Origin of the sequence: Haloferax gibbonsii (genome assembly GCF_001190965.1) — an archaeon.
In the GTDB taxonomy this organism is placed as follows: domain Archaea; phylum Halobacteriota; class Halobacteria; order Halobacteriales; family Haloferacaceae; genus Haloferax; species Haloferax gibbonsii.
Genome location: NZ_CP011947.1, coordinates 1575771 through 1594992, shown reverse-complemented (window position 1 = coordinate 1594992; position 19222 = coordinate 1575771). Strand labels below are relative to the sequence as shown.

Genomic DNA, 19222 nt, shown 5'->3' with positions numbered 1-19222 from the left:
TTTTTGGACGTATGTCCACGGTACAACTCGGTATATTATCGAATAATATTGGTAATATTGTTTCTATCTGGTCCAGTTCTCTAAACATTCGATAAGTGTTTATGGGGCATTGTGGGCAGAGCTTTTCAATTAGAACTCTGTGCTATCCGCTACATGATGTCCAAACCAATGCAAGAAAACGGCAGAATTGTACACGATTGTGCTACTGTGTCGGAGGTCTGCGTATGGGTCTTGTAAAGATGACCAAGTGGCGGACGCTGCTTCTCGCCACTATCGGGTTCAACTTCTCCTTCCTCATCTGGTTCTCGTTCGCGCCCTTCACGGGGCCGATGGCGGAGGAGTTCGGGCTCTCGCTCGCAGAAATCGGTATCTTGGCGAGCGCGGCAATCTGGCTCGCGCCCTTCGGCCGCATCCTCACCGGCTGGCTCTCCGATAAGTTCGGCGCGCCGGTGGTGTTCGCCATCGTCCTCGGCTACGTCGGAGTGTTCTCGATGGCGAGCGCCTTCGCCGAGAGCTACACCGTGTTCTTCATCGAACGCCTCATCGTCGCCACGGCGGGCATCACGTTCGTCATCGGCATCCAGCACGTCTCCGAGTGGTTCGAAGAGGAGAACCTCGGGATGGCCGAGGGCATCTACGCCGGCGTCGGGAACGCCGGTGCCGCCGGCGGCGCGCTCATCCTGCCCCGCGTGTTCGGCGCGGACTGGAGCGGGCCGCTCTTCCAGAGCAACTGGCGGGCGGCGTTCTTCTACACCGGTATCGTCTCGATTCTGCTCGCGGTCGCCTACTACGTCCTCGGCGAGGCCGCGGCGACCGACGAGCGCCGGCAGGCGACCGCCGACAACGCGACGCTCAAGCAGTGGGTCCACACGGCCACCCGGTACGGGACCGTCGCGCTCGCGCTCGCCTACGTCATGAGCTTCGGTCTCGAACTCTCGATGAACGGCTGGCTCGCCACCTACTACCGCGAGGCGTTCAACACGAACAACCTCGTGCTCGCGAGCACGTTCGCGGCCACGTTCTCCATCGCGGCCGGTCTGCTCCGGCCCATCGGCGGCTACGTCAGCGACGTGCTGGCGCGCAGGGAGATGGATATCCTGCCCGTGTTCAAGGGTCGCTACCGCGAGCAGTGGACGTTCGTGTCGCTCTCGTTCATCGTCGTCTCCATGCTCGCCATGACGCTCGCCGGTCTCTCCGGAGCCGTCCTCATCGCGGTGGCCGCCGGCTTCATGGTCGGCATGGCCTGCGCCTTCGCGGAAGGCGCCATCTTCGCACAGGTTCCGGCGATGTTCCCCAACAGCTCCGGGGCCGTCGCGGGCGTCGTCGGCGGCGTCGGTACCATCGGCGGCATCGCCTACCCGCTCGTCTACTCGTCGGTGCTCCTGCCGAACCTGCACGTCGGCTACGCGCTCGTCGCGGCGACGATGGTTCCCATCGTCCTCCTGAACGCGTGGGTCTACCGCCCGCACATCGCGAAGCGCGCGACTATCGACGGCTTCCTCGGCTCGTCGGGCGCGACCGGCCCGGCGGACGACTGAGCCGCCGACCGCGACGACCGCGACACGTCTGTCCGCGGCACCGACCGCGGACGAAGCGAACGAACTCGAACCGAATCACGGTTTCATTTTTCACCCGATGCCAAGCGCCCGAGAGCCCCCGGCTCTCGCTCAGGCGACGCGCGCGTCGGTCTCGACCGAGACGCCGTCGAGGTAGTCGCCGTCGGGACCGACCCACTCGCCTTCGGTCCCGCAGTCGGTGGTCAGCCGGCAGACGCGGGTCTCCGGCGGCCAGACGACGCGAACCTCGTCGCCGGAGCGCTCGACCGTCACGGTCTGTCGGTACGTGACCGTCTCGCCGAAGTCGCCGACGTAGGTCACCGCGAGGTCGACCTCGCTCGCGCCCGGCGGAATCGACAGCCGCTCGGGACCGAAGGCGAGTGGGTGGTTCGTCACGGCCACGCCCGCCGGCGTCAGCGATAGCTCGACGGGCAGGCTCTCGGCCATCGCCGCGTCGTAGCGGGCGTAGCCCTCGTCGGTCTCGACGCGAACCGACACCGTGTTCGTCCCCTCGGGCGCGCCGAGCGTCGTCGTCGCGTCGACCCGCTCGCCCGACAGCACGTCGAGTCGGGTCAGTTCCGGCTCGACCGCGTCCACCGCTCCGGTCCACGTCCCTCGATAGGTGAACCGGTACGGGGTCCGGTTCGTCGCGTCGAGGACCGCGAAGTCCTGTTCGGCCCCGTCGTCGATGGCGTACACCACCGGGCCGTCGAAGCCGGGGTCGTTGCGGAGCGTCTGGAAGGGGTGGGCCGACCAGTCGCCGTAGGGGTCGGGGTGGAAGACGAGCGCCTTCGTCTCGTTGCCCGTCGCGGTCGAGTCGCCACCGAGCCCGATGCCGCCGCCACCGCCCCCGAGACCGCCGGTACCGACGCTCGGAACCGACGGGGTCAGCGGCGGGTGTTCGAAGCCGGCGTCGAGGAGCGGTTCGTAGGTCGCCGCGAGATTCTCGGTTCGGAGTCGGTTCTCGTCGTAGGGCTCCTCGACGGCCCCGACCGTCACCCCGCCGGCGACGAGCGCCGAGACGAGGAGCACCGAGAAGACGACGCCCCGGGCCTCAGAGGCCGAAAAGCGGCGGTGGGAAAGCCGGCTGAGGAGGCGAGCGCCGGCGACGATTCCGGCCGCGCCGAACACCGCGAGCGGGACGAGCGCGTCGAAGTGGTAGAACGGCCCGAGGAGGTCGATGAGGCCGTTTCGAAGACCGTTGTGCGTCCCCCAGAAGGCGGCGTTGCCGACGAACACCGAGGCGAACACGCCCGCGACGACGCAGGCGAGGGCGTCGTCGGAGAGTTCGGCGAAGGCGCGGTCGCGGCCGCCGAGGCCGTGGTGGCGGCGTCTCGCGCTCCCGCGGAGGTTCCGTCCGGTCTTGTGTCCCCACCAGCGGCGGGCGGTGACGCCGAAGCCGAAGACCGCGGCGACTGTGCCGAACCATCCCATCGGCCCCCAGCGCGTCGCGAGCATGTCGAGCGCTTCGACTGCCGTCTCGACGCCCATCGCGGGCGTGTAGAAGACCTCGTAGCCGAGGATAGCCCGCTCGCCGAAGCCGATGCCGTCCCGCGGGGCGAAGGCGATATAGGGGAACGTGAGCGGGTCCCCCGTCACGACGGCGTTGTAGGCGAGCGTCAGGCCGACGAACGCGAGTCCGGGGAGCGCGACGGCGGCGTACCGGCGGAAGACGACCCAGCCGGTCCCCGCGCGGCGGGCTGTCGCGAGCGCCCACAGCGAGTGGGCGATGAACGGCAGGGCGAACAGGACGGCGGTGTAGGGCCGGGCGAAGAACGCCGCGCCGACGAGCGCGCCGGCGACGACGGCGTAGCCCGAGGAGTCGCGGCGGGCGGCCCGGACGTAGCAGACGGCGAAGCCGAGGTTGAGCATCGTCGTCGGCGCGTACGCGAGGAACGTCGACGACGTGAGCAGAAACAGCGGCGAGAGCCCGAGCAGGCCCGCCGCGACGACTCCGGTCGTCCGGTCGAACGCGTCGGCCGTGAGCGCGTAGACCAAGGCGGCGGAGATCGCGGCGATGGCTCCCAACACGAGGTTCGGAAGCCCGAACGCGAGACCGACCGCGAACAGCGCCGGCACGGCCGGCGAGTACTTCGAGTAGAGCTGGACGCCGCCGGGGGCGCTCGGCGTCTCCTGCACCACGAAGAACCACGGTCTGACGGCCTCCGTCAGCTGTCCGGGGTAGAGAAACAGCTTGCCTTCGAGGAGCATCGCGGCCTGCGTGAGATAGACGCCCTCGTCGTCGTTGACGGTGTGGTACGGAAAGAGGTCGACCGCGAACCACGTCACGACGAGTCCGACGAGAAGCGAGACGCAGAGCGCTGCGAGTCGTCGGCGCGTTCGCGTCCGGTCGACGTCGATGGAAAAACCGAACGCGAGCCCGCGGACCGCGGCTCGCACGCGGCCACCGAGCGGGAGGGAATCGCCCGTGTTCGAGTCTCGCCGACCCATCCTCAGTCCGAATAAGGGCCGGTCTCGGGGCGCTGTTCGCGCGGGAACCACGCGAGCTCGTGGCCGGCGTCGAGCGTCACCTCGACGCAGCCGTCGGTCGGGACGGTCTCGTCGTGGTTGTGCATACACAGGAGGGTGTCGCCGCCGTGGAGTTCGACCTCGTAGAGGATGGTCGGCCCGAGGTAGCGCTTCCCGACGACTTTGCCGTGGCCCTCGCCGCCGTCGCCGCAGGGGTGGGCCGACACGTCGTCCGGGCGGACGAGGATGTCGATGTCGGTGTCGTCGTACTCGGGCGCGAGGCCGTGTATCTGGTCGCGCGCGACCGACCCGAGTTCGGTTTCGACGACGCCGCCGGCGATGCGTCCCGGCAGGAAGCCCGCGTAGCCGAGGAAGCCGGCGACGAAACGCGATTCGGGGTGCTGGAACACCTGTTCGGGCTCGCCCACCTGTTCGAGGTCGCCGTCGTTCATCACGGCCACGCGGTCGGAGATGGACATCGCCTCCTCCTGGTCGTGGGTGACGGAGACGGCCGTCACGCCGGCCTCCTTGAGGATGCGACGGACCTCCTCGCGCATCTGGACGCGGAGGTCCACGTCGAGGTTCGAGAAGGGCTCGTCGAGGAGCAGGATGGCGGGCTCCGGCGCGAGCGACCGGGCGAGGGCGACCCGCTGTTGCTGGCCGCCGGAGAGCTCGTCGGGGTAGCTGTCGCCTTGGGTCTCCAGTCCCACGAGGTCGAGGAGGTCGCGAACGCGCTCGTCGCGCTCGGCCTCGTCGAGGTCCTTCAGGCCGAAGGCGATGTTCTCGGCCGCGGTGAGGTGCGGGAACAGCGCGAACTCCTGGAAGACGACGCCGACGCCGCGCTCTTCGGGCGCGCGGAAGGTTCCGCCGCCGGAGACGACGTTTCCGTTCAGTCGGACCTCGCCGCCGTCGGGGCGGTCGAGCCCGGCGATGAGCCGGAGCGTCGTCGTCTTGCCGCACCCCGAGGGGCCGAGGAGCGTGAGGATTTCGCCCTCCTCGACGCTGAGCGAGAGGTCGGTGATGACCGACTCGGTTCCGTAGGACTTCGAGACGCCGTCGAGTTCGAGGACGCCGCCGCCGTCCGCGTCGTCGGCCTCGGAGTCGGTGGATTCTGTGCGGTTCGAGCGGTCGGTGGTCGAAAGTGTGCTATTTGACATCGTATCCCTCTTGCGTGATGATGACGAGCATCGAGAGCCCGGAGACGAAAAGCAGGATGAACGCGGGCACGACGGCCTGGCCGAAGTAGCCCTGCTCGTAGGCCGTCCAGATGTGCGTCACGAGCGTGCTGAACCCCGAGGGGCGCAGCAGGAGCGTCGCGGGCAGTTCCTTCATCGTGGTCAGGAAGACGAGCGCCGCGCCGCCGAACAGGCCGGGCGCGACGAGGGGAAGCGTCACGTGACGGAACGCTCCCGACGGGGTCTCCCCGAGCGTCCGCGCCGCCTCGGGGAGCGCGGGGTCGACCCGGAGGAACGACGCCCGGAGCGACCCGATGGCCTGCGGGAGAAAACGGATGACGTACGCGAACACGAGGAGATAAAGCGTCTGGTAGATGGGCGTCGCGTACGAGCTACCGAAGTAGACGAGCGCCAGTCCGAGGACGACGCCCGGCACCGCGTAGCCGACGTAGGTCGCGCGCTCGAAGACGGAACTGAGCCGCGAGGGGTGCCGGGCGGCGAGGTAGGCGACCGGCAGGCCGGCGAGCGTCGCCGCGCCCGCGGTCGCGGCCGCGACGAGGACCGAGTTGAGCGCGTACTCGGGCTGGAACGCGAGCGAGCCACTCGTCGCGGCGACCCCCTGCGCGAGCCACGTAAAGAGGATGCCGAGCGGGACGAGGAGCGCGACGGTGGCGACGAGCGCCGCGAAGCCGAGCGCCGGGTACTTCCACTTCCCGAGCGGCATCGGGCTTCCCGAGCGGCCGCCGGTCGTCGTGCGCTCGTCGCCGCGAATCTGCGATTCGAGGGTCAAGATGAGGAGCGTCACGGCGATGAGCTGAAGCGACAGGAGCGTCGCGGTGTCGCGGCCGAACGTCCCGAACTCCACGTAGATGACGCGGGTGAACGCGTCGAACTTCATGATGGCCGGCGTGCCGAAGTCCGAGAGGACGTACAGCGCCGTCAGGAGCGAGCCGGCGGCCACCGCCGGGCGAATCTGCGGGACCGTCACCCGCTTGAACGACTCCCAGCGGGTGTGGTTCAGGGTCCGCGCGGCGTCGATGAGCGTGGTGTCCATCGACTTGAGCGCGGCCCGGGTGGTGATGAACACGTACGGATACGTGTAGAGCGTCAGCACCAAAACGGCACCGGGTAGTCCGTAGATTTCCGGGAGCGACTCGACGCCGAACGGGGCCAAGAGCCGCTGGAACGCGCCCCGCGGGCCGAACGCCGAGACGAACGCGAACGCGCCGATGTAGCTCGGGATAACGAGCGGCAGCGAGACGACGACGGTCCAAAAGCGTCTGAACGGCAGGTCTGTCCGGACGGTCAGGTACGCCAGCGGGACGCCCAGACCGATGCACGCGGTGGTGACGAGCGTGACGAGGACGGCGCTGTTCAGGAACACCTCGACGGTCGTCGGCCGAGTGACGAGCGCCAGCGCCTCGGCGAACCCCACCTCGAGCGCGGTCTTGACGAGCCACAACAGCGGAACGACGACGGCGGCGGCGACGGCCCCGCTGGCGACTGTCAGGCCGAGCGGTTGCTCGTCGTCCCCCCCACCGGTCCCCGTCTGCTGTTCGGTCGCCATGAGTGAGCTACCTCAGAGAACGCCCACCTCACGCAAGAGTTCCACGGTTCCTTCGAGGTCCGAAAGCTGCGTCAGGTCGAGGCCCTCCGGCGGGCTGAGTTCGTCGATGCTCGGAAGCTCGCCGATGGGGTCGACGCCCGAGACGAGCGGGTACTCGAAGGTCGTCCGCGCGAAGTAGTCCTGCGCCTCGGCCGACAGCAGGTGTCGGACGAAGTTGCTCGCCAGTTCGGAGTCGTCGGCGGTGTCGAGGGTGAGCGCGCCCGCGACGTTGAAAATCGAGCCGGCGTCGCCCGCGGTGAAGGCGGTCGAAAGCGGCGCGTTCGGCCGCCCGGCGAGGATTCGCTGGATGTAGTAGTGGTTCGCGAAGCCCGCGCCGATTTCGCCGTCGGCGACGGCCTGCGAGACGAGGAACTCGTCGTTGTACTCCGTGACGCCGAGGTCCTGCATCCCCTGGAGCCACTCTCTGGTCGCCTCTTCGCCCTCGAGGACGCGCATCGCCGTGATGAACGCCTGGAACGAGGAGTACGTCGGGGCCCAACCGACGTTGTCGCGGAACGCCTCCGTGTCCGGGAAGGCCATGATGTCGTCGGGAATCCCCGATTCGTCGAACTGGTCGGTGTTGAACGGGACGGTCCGGGCGCGGCCGGAGGTTCCGGTCCACTGCCCGTCGGGGTCGTGGAACTCGTCGCGGACGAGGTCGAGCACCTCGCTCGGGAGCTCCTGGGTTCGACCGGCGTCCTTCAGCGCGCCGAGCGCCCCGGCGTTGACCGAGAAGAACACGTCTGCGGGACTGTTCTGTCCCTCGGTCTGAATCTGGTTGACTAACTCGGTCGCCGAGTTGTACCGCGGGCGGATGGTGAAGTCGTCGTAGTACTCCTCGAAAAAGGAGATGAGTTCGCCGACGAGCGCCTTGCCGCGGCCCGAGTAGAGCGTGAGTTCGCCCGAGAGGTCGGGCATCTCCGAGACGGACACGCCGCCGGTTATGTCGCGGTCACCGAACGGTGAACGGCCGGAACCGATCTGTTCGACTCCCTCGCCGCTCTCGGGTTCGGTCGTCGTCTCCGTCTCCTCGTCGCCGCCGGTACAGCCGGCGAGCGTGCCGACCCCGAGGGCCGCCGTCGTCGCGATGAACCGGCGACGACTGTGGCCGCGAAGCTCTCGGTCGCGTTCTTGCATACATTGATTTAGGTCTCCCTAAATCATTTATACCTACCGATTCGTCGGGCGAAGCGGGCGAATCGCGGGACAAAGAGACGATTGCCGGTCCGCCGGCGCGGGTCGGTCGGCCGACCGATTGGTCACCCGTCGGGCAATCAGTCAGTCGTCAGCCGGCGCGGCGGCCCGCGGCGCGGCGAGGGCGTCGAGGCAGTCCAGCCAGTCGCGCATGTGCTCGCCGACGTAGTTGAAGAAGTCGCCGTTGCGGTAGTCGGACCAGTCGCCGTCCGCGAGGGCGTCGGCCATCGCCTCGAAGACGCCGGCGTAGCTGTCGGCGTCGTCGCCGACCGCGTCGACGACCTCCCAGAGGTGCTCGTTGAGTTCGAGGCCCGGCACCTCGTTGTTGAGGTCGTCGAACGTCGGGCGGGCGGCCTTGTTGTGCTCGCACAGCGGGTAGCCGGTGAGCACGTCCTTTCCGAGCACGTCGGCGGCGCGCTTGAGGAAGACGCCCGACCAGATGTCGTCGAAGCGGCCGACCTCCCACTCGTTGTCGTCCATCGGTAGCTGGTAGAACGCCGGGATGACTTCGCGTTCGAACGCGAGGTTCATCGAGCAGACGGTGAGGTACTGGCCCTCCTCGGCCACGAAGTCGCCGTCGAAGTCGTCGAAGTCGGTCCGGGTCTGGGCCTGTCCCTCGAGGTCGCCGTCCATCAGGATGCGGACCGCGTCGAGGTCGGGGACGTTCGTCCACAGCCCCTGCGAGGCGACCACGTCGCGGAGTTCTCGCGTCCCGGTTCCGACCGTCTCGTCCATCGCCGAGTAGGGGTACCCGCGGGGGTACAGCCCGTGCTCGTCGGCGTTCTGGTAGAGGACGTTCACCCAACGCTCGTCGCTCGACACCGACTCCACCTCGTCGGTGCGGTCGAGGTTCGCCATGTGGCGGCCGAAGAAGTCCCACTCGTCGTGCGGGAGCGTGTCGTCGTCGATGAAGACGCCGTAGTCGAACTCGGGGTGCGCCCACATGTACAGCAGGCCGAAGCTCGTCTGGGCGTGACTCGCCGCCGGGACGAGATGCGAGTACTCCGAGACGTCGTGTTCGTCGTACCACTCCTCGCGGGCGGTCCCGTCGAAGACCGCGCCCGCGACGCCCTCGTCGTCCAGCATCGACTCCATTCCCTCGGCGTCGCAGAAGTCCTCCGTGACGAGGAGGACGAAGAGCCGGTCGAGGTCGAACCCGTGTTCGCGCGCGTTGTCGAAGTACGACCGCATGCACTCGTACTCCCGAATAGTCGGGACGACCACGCAGATGTCCGCGTTCATTGCTCCTATGAATTTAGGCTTCCCAAAAATAGCTGTTGGTTCCGAATAGCGGGCCTGAAATGCCGATGTAGTGATAATTAATCCGGCGGGTCGGCGAGGGCGGGCGATTCACGGCCGTCTCGCTGCCTCAGGCTCGCGTCCCCGTCAACGACTCCAACAGCAGGACCGCCGTGTCCTTCGCCAGCGGGTCGTTCGCGTTCCCGCACTGCGGCGACTGCACGCAGGAGGGACAGCCGTCCTCGCAGTCGCAGTCGGAAATCAGTTCGGCGGTCTGTCGCATCAGTCCCTCGGCGATGTCGTAGCCGGCGCGCGTGATGCCGACCCCGCCGGGGTGGCCGTCGTAGATGAAGATTGTCGATTGGTCGGTGTGGCTGTGGTACGGGGTCGAGAGCCCGCCGATGTCGCCGCGGTCACAGAGCAGTCGGAGCGGAAACAGCGAAATCATCCCGTGTTCCGCGGCGTGGATGCCGCCGTTGAAGCCGTAGTCGCGCCCCTCCGCGCGGTCGCTCGATAGCTCGCGCATCTCCGCTTCCACGTCGCCGGGGACGGTGAAGTACAGCGCCTTCGTCCGCAGGCTCGTCTCCGGCAGGTCGAGCAGTTGCTGGCCGATGGTCGTCCCGCGCTTCGGGTCGCGGCGTTCGAACCCCGTAATCTGCTTGCGCATCGTCACCTCGGCGAACCGGACCTCCACGTCGGACCGTGCCGACAGCGGCTTCGACAGGATGTCCCGCTCGACCGTGATGTGCTTGTCGTGGAGGACGCGGGTGTAGTAGTCCGCCCACGTCGGCTGGAGTCGGGCCACGTCGCGGTCCAAATCGAGCTCCGCGACCTCGTACGTCTGTCCCTGATGGTGGTAGACCGCGCCGGGATGGGCGTCTCGAAGCGCGTCGTCGAACGCCAGCGTGGCGATGGTCTCGTTGTTCCGCGTGTCCATCAGTTGCACCTCGCGGTCGGTGATGGTTCGGAGGCTCATCGCGTGCTGCGGGCTCTCGCTTCCGTCGTGGGTCCACCGGAGCCCGTCGTCCGTCTCCCGGCGCGCCAGCGTTCCGTCGGCTTCGAGGTCCGAGACGACGCCGGGGAACGACCCGCCGAAGTACGACTCGTCCCCGGTCGAGAGCCAGTTCTCGGCGGCCGCGCAGGCGACGTGCGAGGGGAGCAGGTGGTCGTTTTCCGGGTCCGAGACGGCCCGCTCGGGGTCGCCGTCGAAGAACTCCGCGGGGTGGTTCAGCAGGTACTGGTCGAGTTGGTCTTCGCCGCCGACGAGGACGACCAAGGCGGGCCTGTCGCCGCGACCCGCCCGCCCGGCCTGTTGCCACGCGGACATCCGCGTGCCGGGGTAGCCGTCGATGAGCACCACGTCGAGTCCGCCCACGTCGACGCCGAGTTCGAGCGCGTTGGTGCTCCAGACGCCCGTGATGTCGCCGTCGTGCAGGCCGGCTTCTATCTCCCGTCGCCGGTCGTGAGTCAGGGAGGCCTGATACGCTGCAATCTCGCCGGCGAGCGCGTGTTCGCCGCGGCTCCTGAGGTCGCTCGCGCTCTCGGAGGCGTACCGTTCGGCCGCCTGTCGGGCGCGGGTGAACGCCAGCGTCTGGTGGCCGCGGGCGACGAGGTCGACGAAGAGGTTCTTGGTCTCGACGTGGCCCGAACGCCGCCGTCCCGACCCGCCGGCCTCGGGGTTCTCGTACTCCGGCGGGTTCCACAGGAGCCAGTTGGTCTCGCCGGTCCCGCTCGTGTCCTCGTCGACGAGCGCGAAGGAGTCCTCCCGCTCGCCCGTGATGCGCGCGGCGTGTTCGACGGGGTTGCCGATAGTGGCCGAACAGCAGACGAACTGCGGGTCGGAGCCGAACCGCTCGCAGACGCGCTTGAGCCGACGGAGGAGCAGCGCGACGTGGCTTCCGAACACCCCGCGATAGCCGTGGACCTCGTCGATGACGACCGTCTCCAGCGAGGAGAAGAACCACTCCCACAGCCGGTGGGCGTGCGGGAGCAGCGCGTAGTGAACCATGTCGGGGTTCGAAAGCAGCACCGTCGGCATCCGCTTTCTGACCTCGCGCTTTTCGGACTTCGACAGCCGGCCGGTGTACTGGTCGACCGAGACGCGGCTGCCGAAGCCGAGGCCGCGAGCGAGGTCCGACAGCGTGTCGAGTTGGTCGGCGACGAGCGCGTTCTGCGGGCCGAGATAGAGCGTCCGGCCGCCGTGGTCCATCGCCCGCTCGAACGCCGGCACGGTGTACGCGAGGCTCTTGCCGCTGGCGGTCCGCGTCGCCAAGACGACGTTGTTCCCGTCGCGGACCGCCTCGACCGCCTCGGCCTGATGCCGGTAGAGTCGGTCGATGCCGCGGTCTTCGAGGGCCGACGCCAGTCGCGGTTCGAGGTCCACGTCGGCGAAGGCGGGCTCGCGCGCTTCGAACCGGCGGTGGGACCGAATCTGCCCCTCGTAGTACGGTCTGGTCCGGAGCCACTCGATGAGGTCGTCCACACGCCTACTGCGGACGTGGCCGCCCTAACGCTGTCGCAGTTCTGACGTGGTAGCACGAGGCACAGTAGCCGCGCCGTTTTTGTTCTTCGCGTCCCGACGGAAGCGCATGAACGAATCCGCGGACGCCGTCCTCATCTACGACGGCGAGTGCGCCTACTGCTCGGTCGCCGCGTCGGCGCTGAAGCGCCTCGACGACGTGGAAGCGATTTCGTGGTACGACGACGCGGCGCAGGCGTTCCTCGACGCCCAGTTCGCGGACGTGCCGTTCGCCATGGTCCTCGTCGACCGTCGGGAGAGCCGCGTCTACGCCGGCCGAGCCGCCGCGAAGGAACTCACCGACCGGGCCGGGATGCCCGGCCTCCTCGGCAGTCTCGTCCGCGACAACTACGACAGAATCGCGAAGGTCGTCGGCGCCGCCAGCGGTCGCGGCCGCGACCCCGACGACGTCCACAGCGTCTACGACCTCGACGCCGACGCGGCCGAGCTGTTTTCGGCCCTCCTCGACAACGCCGAGCCGCGACCCGCCGAGCTTTCGTAACCCGACTGACGCACTCCGGCTATGACCAACTCGAGGAACTCGCCCGACGACGACCCGAGGAACTCGCCCGACGAGAATCCGACAGTCCACTCGCTCGACCCCGCGGTCCTCGGCACCGACGACGACCCGCTCGCCCTCGGCTCTCGGTCGCCGGTCGGAACGTACGCGCTGGTCTTCGACGCGCCCGCGGCGACCATCGACGTCGGCGCGTTGGGCGAGCACCGCGTTTCCGCCGGTGCCTACGTCTACGTCGGGAGCGCGTTCGGAACGGGCGGACTGCGACGCGTCCTCCGCCATCGGCGCGTCGCGGCCGGCGACCACGACGCTCGCCATTGGCACGTCGACTACCTCGGCGGCCACCCGGCCGTCGGACTCGCGCGCGTCGTCTGCGTTACCGACCGCGACGTGGAGTGCGCGGTCGCGACCGAACTGGCGTCGTCGCTCGGCGCGACCGCCGTCGATGGCTTCGGCTCGTCGGACTGTTCGTGCGACGCGCACCTCGCGCGCGGTGACTCGGTCGAGACGGCGACACCGCTCGTCGAAGCAGCATTTCGAAGCAAAATGTGAAGGGGGATGTCTCCCCCCTCTGACGCCCGAACCGGACCGGGCACCCCGGTTCGGACGAAAAGCCGGTTGTCAGAGGCACCCCGGCATACCCTCATACTGCTGCTACACGCTTTACTTCACCCATCGCATCACTCAGTCATACCGTGACTCGACGTATATAAATACGCTGTTTCTTTATATACTTGTGGCCGATTCTCCTGTTCTTTAAGTAGTACGACGTTCATGTAGCTCGACATGGTTCGGTCCGAGGCTGACGAGGTGTTCGACGTGCTCGCGTCGCGGGCCGACGTGCTCGAGGCCGTCGTTCGCCAGCCTCGAACCACCGCGGAACTCGTGAACGGGCTCCCGGTGTCGCGCTCGACCGTCGACCGCGGCCTCCGGGAGTTAGAGCGCGCGGGCTTCGTCGAGACGAGCGACCGCGTCCACCGCCCGACGCTCGCCGGGCGAATGGCGCTCGACACGTACTCGAACTTCGTCGAGTGTCTGGACGACATCGACGCGGCCGGTACGGTGCTCGATTCACTCGACGCTGGCGCGCCGCTGGCGCCGGTCTTCCTCGACGGCTGTGAGGCTATCGCCGCCGATGACGGCCTCGGACCCGTGCTCTCGAAGCTCACGTCCTTCGTCGAGGGCTCGACGTCGATACGCGGCCTCGTCCGCGGGGCGCTTCCCTCGCAGGTCGACGCCTACTACCGGGCGGTCGTCGAAGACGGCACCCCGGTCGACCTCGTCGCCACCGACGACGTGGTCCAGCGGCTCGTCACCGCCTACCGGCCGCAGCTCGCCGAGGCGTGGTCGGTCAGCTCCTTTTCGCTCCGGTCGGTCGAATCGCTTCCCTACAGTCTCGTCGTCTCCGACCTTCCGGACGGCCCCGTCGCGTTCCTGGTCGCGTACTCCGAACGCGGCCTCGCGGGCGTCGTCTACAACGATTCGCCCGCGGCGGTCGCGTGGGCCAGAGAGCGCATCGAGGACTGTCGGGCGGACGCCTCGTCGCTCCCCCGACCGCCGGTCGACGGGAGCTGACGGCCCCGCGCCCGCGGCCGATGTCCGCGAGACCCCAACGACTTACGGGAGCCACCGCGAAGGAGTCCCAATGACGACGACGTTCCCCGAAATCCCCTATCTGGAGTGGATTGTCGACCGGGCGGACGAGGCCGCCCACGACCTCGCGACGAGCGACCTCGGGTCGTCCCGGCGCGGCGACGACCTCGTCCCGCCGGTTCTCTCCGGTCGCTCGGACCCCGAGGACGCGACGCTCGCCGGCCAGCTCGCGGCGCGCTACGGCGTCTCCGAGTCCTCGGTCCTCGTCACCGCGGGCGCGACGAACGCGAACTTCCTCGCCGCCTGCGCGCTCCTCGACCTCGCCACCGACGACGACGAAGACCGCGACGAAGACGCCTCGCGCCCGCAGGTGCTCGTCGAAAAACCCGGCTACCAGCCGCTCGTGGCCACTTCCGAGGCGCTCGGCGCGCGCGTCGACCGCTTCGTCCGCCCGCCGGAGTACGACTACGAACTCGAACCCCACCGCCTCGACGGGGCCTCCACCGACGCCTTCGCCTACGCCATCGTCACCAACCGCCACAACCCGTCCGGCAAACTCACGCCGCGCGCCGAACTCGCCGAGGTCGCGTCGGCCGCGGCCGACGCCGGCGGCTACCTCCTCGTCGACGAGGTGTACGCGCCCTTCGTCGACCCCGCCGCCGACGGCCCCTTCGGCGGCATCACGGCGTCGGGCCTCGAAAACACCGTCGTAACCGGGTCGCTGACGAAGTTCTACGGCCTCGGCGGGCTCCGCGTCGGCTGGATTATCGGCCCCGAAGAAGTCGTCTCCCGCGCCCGCTCGGCGTCGATGTACCTGCCCGCGGTCGCCGAGCCGAGCACCAAACTCGCCCGGCGCGCGCTCCACCACGGCGACGAGATAGAGGCCGCCGCTCGCGAACACCTCTCGGCGAACCACGACCTTCTGGCGACGTTCGTCGCCGAGCGCGACGAACTCGACGGCCGCATCCACGCCGGCGGGACGTTCGCCTTCCTCGACCACGCCTCCGTCGACGGCGACGCCGTCGCCGACGCCGCGTGGGACCGCGGCGTGCTCGTCGTCCCGGGTCGCTTCTTCGACGCGCCGGAGTCGTTCCGAATCTCCCTCGGCGGCGACCCCGAGGCGATGGAAGCCGGACTCGCCGCCTTCGGCGACGCCCTCGACGACCTCGCCGAGTAACCCGGCCCGCCGCTCCGACTCGCACCTCCCGGCGGCGCTTCCGGTCTACTGCTCGGTCTTCTCGATGAGCGGGTGCTGGAGGTAGTCGTTGACCTCCACGTCCGCGAGCGATTGGAGGCCGCCGAGGCGGGCCATTCGGCGCAGGCCCAACTCGCCGACCTCCTCCGGCGACACCGTGAGGACGTGCGCGAGCATCCGGTCGATATCGAGCCGCTCCGCGGCCATTGCGCGGTGGTGGCCGTCGACGAGGAGCGTCTCGGGTCCGTGGGAGACGACGATGAGCGGCTCCGCGAGGCCGTTCTGGAGTTCGTACTTCCGGCCTTCGAGTTCGTCGCCGTACACCTCTCGCTGAGTCGGAATCAGCGAGTCCACCTCGACTTCGCGCTCGGCGACACTGATCGACGCGTCGTGGGTCCGTTCGAGCATCTCGCGGGTGCTCTGGACCTTCGAGGGGGTCGTCCGCTCGATTTGGCTCCGGACCGCGTCGCCGTTCGAAAAGAGGCCGAGCAGCACCCGGTCGTCGTCGACGACGGGGAGGAACTGGTGGCCGGTGCGGAAGATGACGCGCGCGGCGTTCTTCACCGTCATCTCCGGGCGGACGACCACGAGGTCGCGGCTCATCACCGACTCGACCCGCACGTCGCCGTTGACCTCCAAGAGGTCTATCGCGCCGACGAACCCGAGGAGGTGGTTGTCGGCGTCGACGACCGGGAGGCCGCCGTACTGCGGACCGGCCTTGAGTCGGTCGACCACGTCGGTGACCCACGCGTCGGGCCCGACAGTCTCCACGTCGGTCGTCATGTACGCGTCGACGCGAACGTCGTCGAGTTCCATCGGTGTCATTGGTGGTTCACTCGCATCTCGGTCGTCCCGCGGTTGACCGCGGAGCGCCCTAAACGTATCTGCGACGAAAAACGAGGTGGGAACGACCGGCGTCGCGTCCGAGTCGGGCCCGCGATGCCGCGCCATCGGAGCGCCGTCGGAGTGCCGTCGAAGCGCCGTCGAAGCGCCGCGGCGTCGCTTACGCGTCGATGGCGCGCGCGAGCACCTCGACCGGGTGCGGCGGGTCGTCGTCCGCGCCGTCCATGTCTTCGAGTTGGGTCCGACAGGACGCGCCGGGGGCGACGACCACGTCTCCCGGGCTCTCGGCCACTTGGCCTTCGAGGATGTTCCCGATGGCTTTCGACATGGAGTAGTGTTCGGCCTCGTAGCCGAACGACCCGGACATCCCGCAGCACGTCGAGTCCAGCGGGTCCACCTCGAAGCCGGCGCGGCGGAGGACGCCCACCGCGTGGTGGTCCTTCTTCGTGGACTTCTGGTGGCAGTGGCCGTGGTAGGTCAGGTACTCGTCCTGCGGGAGGAACGACAGCGACTCGTCGAGCCGGAACGCGTCGACGTACTCCATGACGCCGTAGGCGTTGGCCGCGACGGTCTCCACGTCGTCGCCGGAGAGCAAGTCGAGGTAGTCCGACTGGAACATCACCGCGTCGGAGGGCTCACAGAGGACGACGTCCCAGCCCTCCTCGACGTAGGGCGCGAGGACCTCGACGTTCTGCTCGGCGTCGGCGCGGGCCTTGTCGAGAAAGCCCTTCGAGTGCGGCGGCCGACCGGAGCCGGCGACGCCCTCCGGAATCCGGACGTGGACGTTCGCGGCCTCCAGCGCCTTCACGGCGGCCTTCCCGACCTCGGGGTGGTTGTAGTTCGTGTAGGTGTCGGGGAACAACAGCACCTTGCGGTCGGCCTGCGCCTCGGGGATGTCGGCCGACCCTCGACTTTCGAACCACTCCACGAAACTCGTCGCGTGGAATTTCGGGAGTGAGCGCTCCTTGGCGATACCGACGGTCTTCTCCATGACCGTCCGCGCGCCCGGTACCTTCGTCGCCGCGTTGGCGAGCGGGGCGAACGCCGACCCGAGCTTCGACAGCGAGTCGATGTTGGCAAAGAGCTTGTCGCGGAGGCTGGAGCCGTTGCGCTGGTGGTACTCGTGGACGACCTCGGCTTTCATCTTCGCCATGTCGACCTCGCTCGGGCAGTCCTTCGAACAGCCCTTACAGCCGACACAGAGGTCGAGCACCTCGTCGACGAACTCGTCGGTGAACAGCTCGTCCTCCGGGAGCCCGCCGCTCATCGCCTGCCGGAGCATGTTGGCGCGGCCGCGAGTCGCCTGAATCTCCTCTTCGGCGGCGCGGAACGTCGGGCACATGACGCCGCCGACCGTGGACTGCTGGCCGCGACAGCCCGCACAGCCGTGGCAGAGTTCGACCATGCCCTCGAACCCGTTGTCGTTGTCCCAGTTCAGCGCCGGTTCGAAGCCGGCGTCGAACTCGTAGTCGGGCGAAAACCGGAGGTTCTCGGTCATGTCGTAGTCGCCGCAGATGTTCCCCGGGTTCAGGAGCCAGTCGGGGTCGAACGCGGTCTTGAGGTCGCGGAAGACGTTCCAGAGGTGGTCGCCGTACAGCTTGCGGTTCCACTGAGTCCGCGCGCGGCCGTCGCCGTGTTCGCCCGAGACGGAGCCGCCGTACTTGACGACCAGGTCCGTCACCTCGTCGGCGATGGCCTCGAACGTCTCGACGCCCTCGGCCGTCTTCGTGTTGACGAGCGGGCGGATGTGCAGGACGCCCGGCCCCGCGTGGGCGTAGTACGAGGCGAAGGTGTCGTGTTCGTCGAGGATGTCCTGGAAGTCCGAGACGTACGCCGGGAGGTTCTCGGCCGGGATGGCGGTGTCCTCGATGTACGCGATGTGCTTTTCGTCGGTCGTCCGACCGAGGAGAATCGGGAGCCCCGACTTGCGCATCTTCCAGAACTTCGCGCGGGTGTCGGCGTCGTGGGCCTCCATGAAGTCGGTCGCGCGGCGCTCCGTTTCGGTCACCGAGGCCGAGCCCTCGTCGGGGTCGAACTCGGTGCCGTCGGGGTCGATGACGCGGTCTTCGATGAGGTTCGCCACCTTCTGTTTGCCGTCCTCGTCGGAGTCGGCGTAGAACTCCACGAGGAGCGTCGAGTCAGTGCCCTCGGGGAGCATGCCGACCACGTCCGCGAACTCGGCGGTGTCTCGCGCGAGGTCGAGCAGCACGTCGTCCATGACCTCGACGGCCGCGGGCTCGTGTTCGAGGATGGGCGCGACGTCGTGCATCGCGTCGATGACGTCGTCGTAGGTGAGAAGCGCCACCGACGCGGTGTTCGGAATCTCCTCCAGCGAGACGGTCGCCTTCGTCACGATGCCGAGGGTGCCCTCGCTCCCGGCGACGAGTCTGCCGAGATTGACGCGGCCGGCCTCCCAGCCCTCGTCGATACCGGTATCGTCCGGCGTGCGGCGCTCGCCGCGCATCTCGTCGACGAGCATGTCGAGGTTGTAGCCCGAGACGTTGCGCTTCAGGTCGGGGAAGCGCTCGGAAATCTCGTCGGCCTCCTCGTCGAGTATCCGCGCGACCTCCGCGTGGACGCGCGCTTCGAGGTCGCCGTCGGGGTCGCCGGCCTCGCGGAGTTCGTCGACGCTCACCTCGCCGAACGTCGTCACCGTGCCGTCCGCGAGGACGAGTTCCAGCTCTTCGATGTAGTAGTCGGTCTTGCCGTACTTCAGCGAGTGCGAGCCGGTGGAGTTGTTGCCGATCGCGCCGCCGAGCGCGGAGCGGTCCCCCCACGCCGGGTCGGGCGCGAACTTCAGGCCGTGGGGGGCGAGTTCCTCGTTGAGTTCGCCGAGGCGGACGCCCGCTTCGGCCGTGGCCGTCCGCGCCTCCGGGTCGATTTCCTCGACGCCGCCCATGTGGCGGACGAGGTCGAGGACGACGGCCTCGTTGACGGTCTGGCCGGCGAGGCTCGTGCCGCCGCCGCGGGGGAGGACGGGAATCTCGCGGTCGGCGCAGTACTCCATCACCGCCGCCACGTCGGCCGTCGAGGTCGGCATGACGACGCCGATGGGGACTTGCTCGTACGCCGACGCGTCGGTCGCGTACAGCGTTCTCGTGTAGGAGTCGAAGCGCACGTCGCCCTCGACGAGGGATTCGAGGTCTTCGACCAGCCCCGGCCGCTCGACGTCGTCGCTGACGTAGTCGTAATCGCCAGCGAGCGCGGGGTCGGTGGCCGGTTCGTGCGTGTTGGATGCCATTGATTAGCTCTGTCGTATGTCGGTTTGCGTGAACGGATAAAGACACCCGGTGACGGGTGTCGGTCCGGGTCGCGCG

The 19222-nt window shown here is 68.4% G+C and carries 13 protein-coding genes; 5 read left to right on the top strand and 8 right to left on the bottom strand.

Going from position 1 to position 19222, the window contains the following annotated elements; translation table 11 throughout:
• Positions 1-239: 239 nt before the first annotated feature.
• Positions 240-1538: an MFS transporter gene (locus ABY42_RS08345; protein WP_004976555.1), complete on the top strand. Its 1299-nt coding sequence runs from the start codon at positions 240-242 to the stop codon at positions 1536-1538.
• Positions 1539-1667: 129 nt separating this feature from the next.
• Here the strand turns inward: ABY42_RS08345 and ABY42_RS08340 are convergent, their stop codons facing one another.
• From ABY42_RS08340 to ABY42_RS08315, 6 genes are all read right to left on the bottom strand, one after another.
• Positions 1668-4007, bottom strand: a complete 2340-nt coding sequence (locus ABY42_RS08340; RefSeq protein ID WP_050459174.1) for a DUF7846 domain-containing protein — start codon at positions 4005-4007, stop codon at positions 1668-1670.
• A gap of 2 nt (positions 4008-4009) precedes the next feature.
• On the bottom strand, positions 4010-5182 hold the full coding sequence (locus tag ABY42_RS08335) for an ABC transporter ATP-binding protein (protein WP_050459173.1): 1173 nt from the start codon (positions 5180-5182) through the stop codon (positions 4010-4012).
• Positions 5172-6767, bottom strand: coding sequence for an ABC transporter permease (locus ABY42_RS08330; RefSeq protein WP_004976561.1), 1596 nt, complete (start codon positions 6765-6767; stop codon positions 5172-5174). Before ABY42_RS08330 ends, ABY42_RS08335 begins: the two co-directional genes overlap by 11 nt.
• A gap of 12 nt (positions 6768-6779) precedes the next feature.
• Positions 6780-7943 (bottom strand): iron ABC transporter substrate-binding protein, encoded by a 1164-nt coding sequence (locus ABY42_RS08325; RefSeq protein WP_050459171.1) that lies wholly within the window; start codon positions 7941-7943, stop codon positions 6780-6782.
• Positions 7944-8084: 141 nt separating this feature from the next.
• Complete coding sequence (locus tag ABY42_RS08320; protein ID WP_050459170.1) at positions 8085-9242, bottom strand: alpha-1 4-glucan-protein synthase; 1158 nt, start codon at positions 9240-9242, stop codon at positions 8085-8087.
• Positions 9243-9369: 127 nt separating this feature from the next.
• Entirely contained in the window at positions 9370-11721 is a 2352-nt protein-coding gene (locus tag ABY42_RS08315; RefSeq protein ID WP_050459169.1) for a DEAD/DEAH box helicase, read from the bottom strand.
• A 106-nt stretch (positions 11722-11827) separates the two neighbouring features.
• Between ABY42_RS08315 and ABY42_RS08310 the strand changes: the two genes are divergently transcribed.
• The 4 genes from ABY42_RS08310 to ABY42_RS08295 all read left to right on the top strand — a co-directional run bounded on the left by ABY42_RS08310 (position 11828) and on the right by ABY42_RS08295 (position 15044).
• Positions 11828-12259 (top strand): DCC1-like thiol-disulfide oxidoreductase family protein, encoded by a 432-nt coding sequence (locus ABY42_RS08310; RefSeq protein WP_004976567.1) that lies wholly within the window; start codon positions 11828-11830, stop codon positions 12257-12259.
• A 21-nt stretch (positions 12260-12280) separates the two neighbouring features.
• Positions 12281-12826: a GIY-YIG nuclease family protein gene (locus ABY42_RS08305; RefSeq protein WP_050459168.1), complete on the top strand. Its 546-nt coding sequence runs from the start codon at positions 12281-12283 to the stop codon at positions 12824-12826.
• A 234-nt stretch (positions 12827-13060) separates the two neighbouring features.
• Positions 13061-13849 carry a helix-turn-helix transcriptional regulator gene (locus ABY42_RS08300; protein WP_050459167.1) on the top strand — a complete coding sequence of 263 codons (789 nt, stop codon included), beginning with the start codon at positions 13061-13063 and terminating at the stop codon, positions 13847-13849.
• 70 nt (positions 13850-13919) lie between these two features.
• Complete coding sequence (locus tag ABY42_RS08295; RefSeq protein ID WP_004976570.1) at positions 13920-15044, top strand: pyridoxal phosphate-dependent aminotransferase; 1125 nt, start codon at positions 13920-13922, stop codon at positions 15042-15044.
• A gap of 45 nt (positions 15045-15089) precedes the next feature.
• Here ABY42_RS08295 and ABY42_RS08290 read toward each other — a convergent pair whose 3' ends face one another.
• Together ABY42_RS08290 and ABY42_RS08285 are read right to left on the bottom strand one after the other, a co-directional pair.
• Complete coding sequence (locus tag ABY42_RS08290; RefSeq protein ID WP_050459166.1) at positions 15090-15878, bottom strand: CBS domain-containing protein; 789 nt, start codon at positions 15876-15878, stop codon at positions 15090-15092.
• Positions 15879-16065: 187 nt separating this feature from the next.
• Complete coding sequence (locus tag ABY42_RS08285; protein WP_050459165.1) at positions 16066-19146, bottom strand: FAD-binding and (Fe-S)-binding domain-containing protein; 3081 nt, start codon at positions 19144-19146, stop codon at positions 16066-16068.
• Between the last annotated feature and the right edge of the window lie 76 nt (positions 19147-19222).

Coding starts and splice junctions, on each gene's coding strand:
- ABY42_RS08340 (WP_050459174.1), bottom strand. CDS start 4,007: ATGGGTCGGCGAGACTCGAACACGGGCGATTCCCTCCCGCTCGGTGGC.
- ABY42_RS08285 (WP_050459165.1), bottom strand. CDS start 19,146: ATGGCATCCAACACGCACGAACCGGCCACCGACCCCGCGCTCGCTGGC.
- ABY42_RS08335 (WP_050459173.1), bottom strand. CDS start 5,182: ATGTCAAATAGCACACTTTCGACCACCGACCGCTCGAACCGCACAGAA.
- ABY42_RS08290 (WP_050459166.1), bottom strand. CDS start 15,878: ATGGAACTCGACGACGTTCGCGTCGACGCGTACATGACGACCGACGTG.
- ABY42_RS08295 (WP_004976570.1), top strand. CDS start 13,920: ATGACGACGACGTTCCCCGAAATCCCCTATCTGGAGTGGATTGTCGAC.
- ABY42_RS08310 (WP_004976567.1), top strand. CDS start 11,828: ATGAACGAATCCGCGGACGCCGTCCTCATCTACGACGGCGAGTGCGCC.
- ABY42_RS08320 (WP_050459170.1), bottom strand. CDS start 9,242: ATGAACGCGGACATCTGCGTGGTCGTCCCGACTATTCGGGAGTACGAG.
- ABY42_RS08305 (WP_050459168.1), top strand. CDS start 12,281: ATGACCAACTCGAGGAACTCGCCCGACGACGACCCGAGGAACTCGCCC.
- ABY42_RS08300 (WP_050459167.1), top strand. CDS start 13,061: ATGGTTCGGTCCGAGGCTGACGAGGTGTTCGACGTGCTCGCGTCGCGG.
- ABY42_RS08325 (WP_050459171.1), bottom strand. CDS start 7,943: ATGCAAGAACGCGACCGAGAGCTTCGCGGCCACAGTCGTCGCCGGTTC.
- ABY42_RS08345 (WP_004976555.1), top strand. CDS start 240: ATGACCAAGTGGCGGACGCTGCTTCTCGCCACTATCGGGTTCAACTTC.
- ABY42_RS08330 (WP_004976561.1), bottom strand. CDS start 6,767: ATGGCGACCGAACAGCAGACGGGGACCGGTGGGGGGGACGACGAGCAA.